This is a genomic window from Nonomuraea longispora (assembly GCF_004348345.1).
GTDB classification, from domain to species: domain Bacteria; phylum Actinomycetota; class Actinomycetes; order Streptosporangiales; family Streptosporangiaceae; genus Nonomuraea; species Nonomuraea longispora.
Genome location: NZ_SMJZ01000272.1, coordinates 1 through 10,032, shown reverse-complemented (window position 1 = coordinate 10,032; position 10,032 = coordinate 1). Strand labels below are relative to the sequence as shown.

Annotated in this window: 6 protein-coding genes and 1 pseudogene; 6 read left to right on the top strand and 1 reads right to left on the bottom strand. The window is 70.6% G+C overall.

Annotated features, from left to right (window positions below; translation table 11 throughout):
* The 5 genes and pseudogenes from E1267_RS40190 to E1267_RS40170 all read left to right on the top strand — a co-directional run.
* A pseudogene (locus tag E1267_RS40190) lies at nt 1-1,170 on the top strand (hypothetical protein); the annotation flags it as partial.
* A gap of 4 nt (nt 1,171-1,174) precedes the next feature.
* Nucleotides 1,175-2,998: a UvrD-helicase domain-containing protein gene (locus E1267_RS40185; RefSeq protein ID WP_132340986.1), complete on the top strand. Its 1,824-nt coding sequence runs from the start codon at nt 1,175-1,177 to the stop codon at nt 2,996-2,998.
* 50 nt (nt 2,999-3,048) lie between these two features.
* A complete protein-coding gene (locus E1267_RS40180) occupies nt 3,049-4,893 on the top strand; it encodes a sigma factor-like helix-turn-helix DNA-binding protein (protein WP_132340984.1) in 1,845 nt (614 codons plus the stop codon).
* A 21-nt stretch (nt 4,894-4,914) separates the two neighbouring features.
* Nucleotides 4,915-6,279: a cysteine--tRNA ligase gene (gene cysS, locus E1267_RS40175; RefSeq protein ID WP_132340982.1), complete on the top strand. Its 1,365-nt coding sequence runs from the start codon at nt 4,915-4,917 to the stop codon at nt 6,277-6,279.
* A gap of 105 nt (nt 6,280-6,384) precedes the next feature.
* On the top strand, nt 6,385-8,871 hold the full coding sequence (locus E1267_RS40170) for a penicillin acylase family protein (protein ID WP_132340980.1): 2,487 nt from the start codon (nt 6,385-6,387) through the stop codon (nt 8,869-8,871).
* Between the two features lie 56 nt (nt 8,872-8,927).
* Here the strand turns inward: E1267_RS40170 and E1267_RS40165 are convergent, their stop codons facing one another.
* The gene (locus tag E1267_RS40165; protein WP_132340978.1) at nt 8,928-9,350 is read right to left on the bottom strand and encodes a hypothetical protein; all 423 of its coding nucleotides are present in this window, start codon (nt 9,348-9,350) and stop codon (nt 8,928-8,930) included.
* A 75-nt stretch (nt 9,351-9,425) separates the two neighbouring features.
* Between E1267_RS40165 and E1267_RS40160 the strand changes: the two genes are divergently transcribed.
* Nucleotides 9,426-10,032: hypothetical protein (locus E1267_RS40160; RefSeq protein ID WP_220449910.1), on the top strand; the 607-nt coding region annotated here is incomplete at its 3' end.

Below are 10,032 nucleotides of genomic sequence, written 5' to 3'. Positions count from 1 at the left end.
GAACCCGAACCCCAGGCCCACGCGGTGGCGGATGCCGGGGTTCAGGGGGACGTGGCGGCGGTGCCTGAGCCGGCCGGGACGGCGGTCTCCGGGCACGGGCAGGCGTTGCCGGAGCTCATCGAGGCCGCGTTCGCCGGGCTGGACGACAAGAGCTGGGCGGTCGCGCAGAACCGCATCTTCACCGACGAGCCGTCGGCGGTGGACCAGCTGGCCAAGCTCTTCGCCGTACCCCCAGCGGAGATCGCCGCGACCGAGGACGAGCTGCGCGCCCGTCTCGGCCAGTGGCTGGCCAGCGACGAGGCTGCGCCGTACCGCGCCCATCTGGACGACCTGGTGCGTACGCTGGGCCCGGCCGCTCCCAAGGAGCAGCTCATCGGCGCGGCCGACTGGCACCAGGTGGAGATCCGCGCGCTCGAGGTGCCCGCCTGGCAGTTCGTCCTGGCGACCCTGGCACCCCAGCCCCAGCCCGCGCAGGCACCGGCACAGCAGGCCCAGCCGGGGCAGTCGGCGTTCGGCCCGGTCCAGGTGGCGTCCCCGCCCGCGTCCCCGCTTGTGGGCCCGCCTGTGGGCCCGCCGCAGTTCCAGGCGTTCGCGCCGGTCCCGTCGGCGGGCGAGTCGAACGGCGGCGCCGTCGACGAGTCCGGCGGGCCGTACCAGCCGTTGAAGGACGTTTCCCAGACCCGGCGCTGCTTCAGGCAGCCGGACGGTCGCTGGTGGCTGCGCATCGACGTGACGGCCGAGCAGCTCGCGGGCGGCGAGTGCGCGCTGCCGACGGGGTTCGCGTCGTACCTGAACCTGTCGCCGGGCGAGAGCAGGACGGTCAGGAGCGCCGCCGGCGAGCTGACGATGACCTGGCACGGCAGGCCGGTGCTCGAGTCGATCGAGCGTCTCCTGGTCGACGTGGGGGCGCGCGAGGGCGGCCACCTGTTCCTGACGTTGTCGGACGAGGGCGTGCTCAGGGCCAGGCACCTGCCGGTCGCCGCCCAGGGCGCGGAGAAGATCACGAAGGCGCTGCGCCTGGTCGGGTACACCGCTCCTGGAGGCACCCGGGACCAGGCGGCCAGGGTGATCGCCACCAGGATCGGGATGACGGGCCCGGTCAGCCTGCCCGACCTGCTCGCCAGGCTCCGCGAGCGCGGGGACCGCGACCTGCTCGCCCTGCTGGACTGAGCCGGTGCCGCGGCTCGCGATCGGCCCTGAGTTTCCCAGGGAGCTCAGCGCACTGGCCCCGCCGGTGCGCAGGGATGCCGTGGTCGCGCTGCGCCGGTTCCTGCTCAGCCTGGCCGGCGCTCCGCATCCGCAGCGGGTCCGGGGCGCCAGGGACGCCAAGGTCGCGACGTTGCGCCTGGCCGAGGGGCATCGCGGGGTTGTGGTGCGGCAGCGGGACGTGTACTGGCTGCGTACGGTGCTGCCCGACCCGGAGGCCTGGTCGTACGCGCAGCGCCACAGGTTCGGCGTCAACCCGGTGCTCGGCGTGATCGAGGAGTGGGACGCCGAGGCGCTCGAACGGGTCGAGCCCGCGTTACGCCGGTCCGTACGGTCGTCGTCCGGACTGTTCGCCCCCATCTGCGACGGCGATCTGCTCGCGCTGGGCTTGGACGTGCACGCGCTGCCGCTGTTCAGGCTGCTCTCGACCGAGGCCGACGTGGCGGCGCTGGAGCCTCTCCTGCCGCCGACCCAGCACGCCCCGCTCGCGGTGCTCGCCCGCGGCGGCACGCTGGCGGAGGCGTGGCGGGAGCTGGACTCCTGGCGCGCGTCGAGCGAGGACCAGGGCCCGGTCGACCCCGACGATCTGTACGCGGCGCTGCTGCGCAGCCCGGACCGGGCGGTGTTCGTGGCCGGGAAGGTGGAGCTCGACCGGGTGTTGCGGGTGCCCGGCTGGTGCACGTTCCTGCATCCCCTGCAGCACCGGCTGGCCAGGGCCGCGCGCTACGAGCAGCCGGTGCTGGTGGTGGGCGGAGCGGGCACGGGCAAGACCGTCGTCGCCCTGCACAGGGCCGCTCATCTGGCCGCGCACGGCGCGGGACCGGTGCTGCTCGTGACGTTTTCGCAGGGGCTTGCCGAGGAACTGTCTGCGAAACTCGACCTTCTGATCGATGATGAGGTGGTGCGCAAGCGGGTCGAGGTGGACAACGCCGATCGGCTGGCCATGCGGATCGTGACCGATGCGGAGGGCCGGCGACCGGCGCTGGTGGGGCAGGGGGCGCGTTCGCTGGAGGAGCTGACCGACGAGGCGCTCAGGTGGTTGTCCCGATCGACGGGCGATCTGCTCGACGACGTCGATCCCGGGCACAAGCCGTACCGTCACATCGTGGTGGACGAGGCGCAGGACGTCTCCCCGGCCCAGTGGCGGCTGCTGCGGGCGGCGGCGCCGCACGCGCGCGACGACCTGTTCGTAGTCGGCGACCCGCACCAGCGGATCACCGACACGCGGGTGGCGCTGGGCGCGGTCGGCATCGCGGCCGTCCAGCACACGCTCAGGCTCTCCTACCGCCTGCCGCAGGAGCTGCTGTCGTTCGTGGTCAGGCTGCGCGGGGGCGGTCTCGCGACCGGGCTGGTCAAGGGCGCCACCGACATGTACGGCCTGCGCGCGGCGCGCAACGGCGCCCGCCCGGTGGTCAGGGCGTACGCCACGCGTGAGGCGGAGCTGGAGGGGCTGCGGGCCGTGGTCGAGTCGTGGCTGTCGGACGGCGTTCCCGCGGCCGAGATCGGGGTCGGCGCCCGCGACGCCCGGCACGTCCGGGCGGCCCGGCGGGCCTTGTCGGGCCTGCACGTGCGCGCCTCGGCCTTCCCGCACATGAAGGGGCTCGAGTTCGAGCGGGTGGCGCTCATCGGCGTGGCGGAGGGTGTGGTGCCCGAGCCGCCGCCGGAAGAACCGCACGCGAGGGCTCGTGCGCTGCAGCGTGAACGGAGCATACTGTTCGTCGCCTGCACCCGAGCCCGATCGATGCTCTATATCTCCCATTCCGGACGAGGGAGCCCCTTTTTGTCCCTCTGATCACATAGTCTGAACTGCGGATATAACGTCCCATTGCCGGTTGGACCTCAATGAACCTCAGCCTGAGCGACCTCGCGCCACCACTGCGCTGGACCTCCCCTGGTCAGATTGCGCCGATCGTGGAGGAGCCGCAGCTGCCCGAGGCCTGGTGGCAGGCGATCCCACTCGACCGTGCCTGCGCCATCGCCGGCACGCAGACCGTGGCGGGCCACCTGGCCGGTCTCGCCGTGGCCTGCTGGGGTCATCTGATGCTCGGCGACATCCTTCCGCTGCTGCGGTTCTCCGACCCCGCCGAGGCCGAGCGCACGCCGGAGACGCTGGGCAGGGACGTGGTGCAGAAGTTGTTCACCGGCGTGTTCGAGCGGCTGCTCGAACCGCTTCCCGAGGCCGTGCCTGCGCCGTCCAGGACGAACAAGCCGCTGCCCGAGCTCATCGACGACCTGTTCGGGTCGCTCGACGACCGGCAGCGGGCCATCGCCCGCGACCGCCTGTACGCCACGCAGCGGGCCACGCTCGACGAGCTGGCGCAGCGCTTCTCGGTGACGCGGGAGCGGATCAGGCAGATCGAGCGTGACCTGCGCGAGCACGTGGAGGCCTGGCTCGGCAAGCCGGAGGCCGCCGCGCTGGCCGCGCACGTGTCGTGGCTGCGCGGCCGGCTGGGCTCGGCCGTGCCCGCCGACGACCTGCAGGCCGCGGTCCCGTGGCACGTCACGGAGCTGCGCAGCCTGGGCATCCCCGCGTGGCGGTTCGTACGCACGCTGCTCACCGGCTACGAGCAGTCCGACGGCTGGCTCGTGGCGGGCGGGGCCGACGACCTGAGGGAGAAGACCCGCCAGCTGTTCGCCGACGGGCCGCACCCGCTCAGCGAGGCCGTCACCATGGTCGCCCAGCTCGGCGTCCGGGAGGACGTCGCCGAGCGGTGGATCCTCGGCGTGCCGCAGCTGCGGGTGCTCGGCACGCACGTGGTGCCGTGGCCGCGCAGCATCAACGAGAAGGCCGAGGCGGTGCTGGCGGTCGCCGGCACGCCGCTGTCACCCGAGGACATCCAGGAGCGCATCGGCGAGGACTACAGCCTGGTCGGCATCCGCAACCAGCTCACCGCCGACGACCGGTTCCGGCGGGTCGACCGCAACAAGTACGGCCTGACCCGCTGGGGCGGCGACGAATACCTGGGGATCAGGGAGATGATCGCCAGGGAGATCGAACGGGCCGGCGGCGAGGCGTCGGTGAGCACGATCGTGACGAACCTGACCTCGCGCTACGAGGTGAGCGAGAGCTCCGTGCGGGCCTACTCCGGCGGGCCGGGGTTCGAGCGCACGCAGCGGGGGTGGATCCGGGTGGCGGGCACCTCGCCGAGCGGGGAGGCGGAGCCGTACCAGCCGCGCAAGGACGTGTCGGAGACGCGGCGCAGCTTCCGCTCGCGCGACGGACGCTGGTGGCACCGGGTGGACATCAACGCCGAGCACCTGCGCGGCTCCGGATCGCCGCTGCCGACCGGGTTCGCGGCCTACCTCGGGATGGCGCCCGGCGGGTCGCTGACCGCCTCCACGCCGACCGGCGACGTGGTGATCAGCTGGCACAACCAGCCCACCATGGGGTCGATCCGCAACGTGCTGGCCGACTTCAAGGCGAGCGAGGGCGACCACGTGTTCCTGACCGTGTCGGACGGCGGCGAGCTGCTGACGCGGCACATGCCTGCCGCTCCGCCCGGGATGTCGCCGCTCAACCGGGCCCTCTACCTCATCGGGATCACCGCGCCGGTCAACTCGGAGATCGAGGGGTTGCGGCTGATCGGGGCCAGGATCGGGGCGTCCGACCTCGCCACGCGCGACGAGATCCTGAACCGGCTGCGCGAGCGCGGCGACAGGGACATTCTCGGTTTCCTGGGCGGATGACGCTCGGGCTAAGCTCGGGAGATGTTGCGGATCTACGACACGCGCACCCGGCAGGTCGAGGAGATCGACGCCGGGCGGGCGGTGCGGATGTACACGTGCGGGCCGACGGTCTACCGTCACGCGCACGTGGGCAACCTGCGCACCTACCTGATGTCCGACCTGATCAGACGGGTTCTGGAGCTGCGGCGGGTGCGTGTGCTGGTCTGCCAGAACATCACCGACGTCGGTCATCTCGACGACGACGCCGACGAGGGCGAGGACAAGGTCCTCGCGCGGGCGCGGGCGCAGGGCCGTTCAGCGGGCGAGCTGGCCCGCTTCTACGAGGACGCCTTCCGGCGTGACACCGCCGCGCTCGGCCTGCGGCCTCCCGAGCACATGCCGCGCGCGAGCGAGCACATCGACCTGATGATCGAGCTGATCGCCAAGCTGATCGAGAAGGGGCACGCGTACGCGGTGCCGGACGGGTCGGTCTTCTTCGACGTAAGGACATTTCCTACCTACGGTGAAATTTCAGGAAACCGGCTGGACGCGCTCAAGCCCGCCCACCGCATCGACGCCGTCGATCCCCGCAAACGCTTCCACGCCGACTGGGCCCTGTGGAAGCCCGCCACGGGCGAGCTGAGCTGGGACGCCCCCTGGGGGCGCGGTTTCCCTGCCTGGCACGTGGAGTGCTCGGCCATGTCGCTGCGCCATCTCGGGTCGCGCTTCGAGATTCACACGGGCGGCATCGACCTGCGGTTCCCGCACCACGAGGACGAGCGGGCGCAGTCCGACGCGGCCGCCGGGCACGAGGTCGTACGGCACTGGGTGCACGGCGAGCACCTGCTGTTCGACGGGCGCAAGATGGCCAAGTCCACCGGCAACGTGGTGCTGCTGTCCGACGTGGTCGACGCCGGTCTCGACCCGCTCGCCCTGCGCATGGCCTTCATGGAGCACCGCTACCGCCAGCAGGTCAACCTGACCTGGGAGACGTTGCGGGCGGCCGACCGCACGCTGCGCCGGTGGCGTTCACGGGTGGCCGAGTGGTCGGAGTCGGTCAGCGCGCCCATGCCCCTCGATCACGTGGCGCGGGTCGAGGCGGCCATCGAGGACGACCTCGACACGCCGGCGGCGCTGCGAGTCCTGCGGGAGTTGGAGCGGGACGAGTCGGTGGCGCCGGGGGCGAAGCTGGAGGCCTTCCTGCACCTGGACCAGGTGCTGGCGCTGGACCTGCCGACCGAGATCGGCAAGACGCGGGTGCTGCCGCCCGGGGCCGGGGAGTTGCTGGAGGAACGCGCCCGTGCCCGCGAGGCGAAGGACTGGACGGCCTCCGACCGGCTCAGGGACGAACTCGCCGAGATGGGGGTCCGCGTGGCCGACACCGCGGAGGGCCAGACCTGGGCCTGATCCCTCCGGGCGGTCCGTTGCGACGGTCCAAGGAGTGATCTTGGGCTGTCAGACTTGATGCCAGTTTCGGCATGATGGAGGTATTCGGTGAGGCCCTATGCGTGGATGCCGTGGCCTTTGCGGTGGTTCGCTCGGGTGTTGACCGTTCTGCTCGCGCTGGCGCTGGTGCTGGCGGGGGTGATCATCGTCACGGTGCGGACGTCGTTCCCTCAGATGGACGGGTCGCTGAGGTTGCCTGGTTTATCCACAAATGTGGAAATTTTTCGCGATAAATCAGGAATCCCGCACATCTACGCTGACACTGCTGCCGACCTGTTCATGGCCCAGGGATTCGTGCACGCCCAGGACCGTTTCTTCGAGATGGACGTCCGGCGCCACATGACCGCCGGGCGTCTGTCGGAGCTCTTCGGCGCCGCCACGCTCAAAACGGACAAGGCGCTCAGGACCATGGGCTGGCGCAGGGTCGCCGAACAGGAGCTCGGCGGGCTGACCAAGGGCACGCGGGACAACCTCAACGCGTACGCCAAGGGTGTCAACACCTGGCTCGCCGCCAACCCCAACGCCTCCGACCGCAGCATCGAATACTCCGTGCTGAAGCTCCAGAACGGTCCGTACCAGCCGGAGAAGTGGACCGCGGCCGACTCCGTCGCCTGGCTCAAGGCCATGGCATGGGACCTGCGCTCCAACGTGGAGAGCGAGATCGACCGGTCGCTCGCGCTCACCAAGCTGCCCAGGGCGCGGGTCGACCAGCTCTATCCCGACTACCCGTACGACCGCCACTCCCCGATCGTCACGCAGGGCGCCCTCGCCAAGGGACGTTTCGACCAGGAGGCGGAGCCACGGCGGCGGGCCGGGCGGCTGCTCACCCAGGCGGCCGAGGCCCTCGACGCCGTGCCCAGCACGATGAGCACCGAGGACCGCGAGGGCGTCGGGTCGAACTCGTGGGTGGTCTCCGGCACGAACACGACCGGCGGAAAGCCGCTGCTGGCCAACGACCCGCACCTGGCCCCGCAGATGCCGTCGGTCTGGTACCAGGCGGGGCTGCACTGCAGGAAGCTCTCGGAGCGGTGCCCGTACGACGTGACGGGGTTCACCTTCTCCGGCGTGCCCGGCGTGATCATCGGGCACACGGACAAGATCTCGTGGGGCTTCACCAATCTCGGGCCTGACGTGGCCGACCTCTTCCTTGAGCAGGTGGAGGGCGACACGTACCTGTACCGGGGCGAGCGCGTGAAGCTGGAGACGAGGAAGGAGCAGATCAAGGTGGCCGGCGGCGACCCGGTAACGATCACGGTCAGGAGCACGCGGCACGGGCCGCTGATCAACGAGGTGATCGAGACCGCCAGGCCCAGCGGCGAGGCCAACGCGGTGGCCCTGCAGTGGACGGCGCTGACGCCGGGGCGGACGGCCGACGCCGTCTTCGAGCTCAACAGGGCGAGCGACTGGGAGCAGTTCAAGGCGGCGGCGGCGCTGTTCGAGGTCCCCGCCCAGAACCTGATTTATGCCGATACGGCAGGCAAGATCGGCTACCAGGCGCCCGGACGCATCCCCATACGCGAGAACGGCGACGGCACCTGGCCGGTCCCCGGATGGACGGGTGAGTACGACTGGAAGCCGGAGCCGATCCCGTTCGACCGCCTGCCGTCCGTGGAGGACCCGGCCGACGGGTTCATCGTCACGGCCAACAACGCCGTCATCGACCCCGCACGCTACCGACCCCTGCTCACCAAGGACTGGGCGTACGGCTACCGCTCCCAGCGCATCCGCGACCTCATCGAGGAGGCGCTCGCGAAGGGCCCGATCGACGCGGCGGCCATGGCACGCATCCAACAGGACACCTACAACGGCTTCGCCGAGACGCTCGTCCCGGCGCTGATGCAGGTGGATCTGGCGGGGCCCAGCGGCCAGGCCAGGCAGTTGCTGAAGACGTGGGACAGGCGGGAGGACCTCGACTCCGCGGCGGCCGCGTACTTCAACGCCGTGTGGCGTCAGGTGCTCGTACTGACCTTCAACGACGACCTGCCCGAGCAGGCCAGGCCGGCCGGCGGCGACCGCTGGTACGAGGTCGTCAGGCGGCTGCTCGTCACCCCCGGCGACCCCTTCTGGGACGACGTCACCACCAAGAACCGCAAGGAGACCCGCGACGACATCCTGCGCCAGGCGATGGCCTCGGCGCACCAGGAACTGGCCGACCGTCTCGGTGACGACGTCACAACGTGGCGCTGGGGAGACCTGCACCGGCTGGACCTGGTCCACGACTCGCTCGGGACCTCGGGCATCGCGCCGGTGGAGGCGCTGTTCAACCGCGGGCCGCTGCCGGTGCCCGGCGGCAAGGACGCGGTGAACGCCACGGGGTGGAACGTCCAGAGCGGGTACGCGGTCACCGCCGTACCGTCGATGCGCATGATCGTCGACCTGTCCGACCTGGACAAGTCGCGGTGGATCAACCTGACCGGCGCCTCGGGGCACGCCTTCCACGACAACTACGTGGATCAGGCGGAGGCGTGGGCGCGTGGAGAGTTGATGCCGATGCTCTCCACGCCGGAGTCGGTCAGGAAGGCGGCCGTGCACACGCTCCGGCTCGCTCCTTGACACGTACGCCACGTACACGTGAAGTCACTTGACGGAACGAACGTTTACAACGTCTGTCAACCACCGCTTCCACGTTTTCGCCACCGGAGGGGAGCGCGCGGGTAACCACCGTCTTCCAGTCCGGCGAAGCGCTCGAAAACGTTGTACGAGGCGCGGTCCCCGCACACGATCGCGGAGAAGAGCATGGCGAGCAGATAGAGCGGCACCATGGGCAGCCCCGCGCACCACGCCCACTGCGTGGCGTGCCGGTCCTCGTGCATGACGAGCCGGACGTGCAGCGAGTCTCTGCCGGTCAGGACCACGTTGCCGATGGTGAACGCGCTCGCGGCGGGGAAACGGTAACGGTAGCCGAAGGCGAGGATGAGGCCGTTGGGGCCGGGCTGCCTGGTGGCGCCGCCGATGACCGCAACGAGCACGCCGAGCGGTGTGGCGAGATTCAGGCAGTTCGCCACGCGCCGGAACCGGAAGCGCTTGTCCATGCGTCTCAGTCTTGACCGATCTTGACAAGTCGGAATAATGGCCAGGGTCCTGAAATCTCCCACAAGAGCAGGATTATGAAACTCTCCATCCTGGGCGCGCTGCTCGGCACCGTCGCACTGGCAGGAGCCGGCGGAGCCGCGATCTCCCAGACGTCAGCGACCGAACCTCTATCCACTGGCAGCCCACTAGGCGCGAGGGTCGCGTTGACCGACGGCCCGAGCGAGACTCCAGTCCCTTCGGAAAGTCCCACGACCGGGGAGTACACCGCCAAGACCAAGGTGGTCAAGAAGAGAGGCGTCTCCTATCTGGACGTCTCCATCGCCCATGAAGGGCCCGCGCTCTTCACCGTCAAGCAGCGGGTGTGCCGGCGGGCGTCGTGCAAGACCACGACCGCGGACGTCCCGGTCGTCGACGGCGCGGCCGAGGCCACGAAGAAGCTCGGCCGGGGCACGTACAAGAAGCGTGGCAAGCCCCGGGTCGAGGTGACGCCCATCCCCCTGCCGACCGTGACGGAACGGGTCACGGTGACCGTCACCGAGCCCGGCCCGACGGTCACGTTCACCTGCCGGCCGGGTGACCCGCCGACGGAGACCCCGCCGCCGACCGACGTACCGACGGACACACCTCCCCCAACCGACGCCCCGACGGACACACCTCCGCCGGACGAGACCGCTCCCCCGC

Bases quoted from the DNA above. Each gene is read 5' to 3' on its own strand.
- E1267_RS40180 (WP_132340984.1), top strand. From the start codon at position 3,049: ATGAACCTCAGCCTGAGCGACCTCGCGCCACCACTGCGCTGGACCTCC.
- cysS (WP_132340982.1), top strand. From the start codon at position 4,915: ATGTTGCGGATCTACGACACGCGCACCCGGCAGGTCGAGGAGATCGAC.
- E1267_RS40170 (WP_132340980.1), top strand. From the start codon at position 6,385: ATGCCGTGGCCTTTGCGGTGGTTCGCTCGGGTGTTGACCGTTCTGCTC.
- E1267_RS40165 (WP_132340978.1), bottom strand. From the start codon at position 9,350: ATGGACAAGCGCTTCCGGTTCCGGCGCGTGGCGAACTGCCTGAATCTC.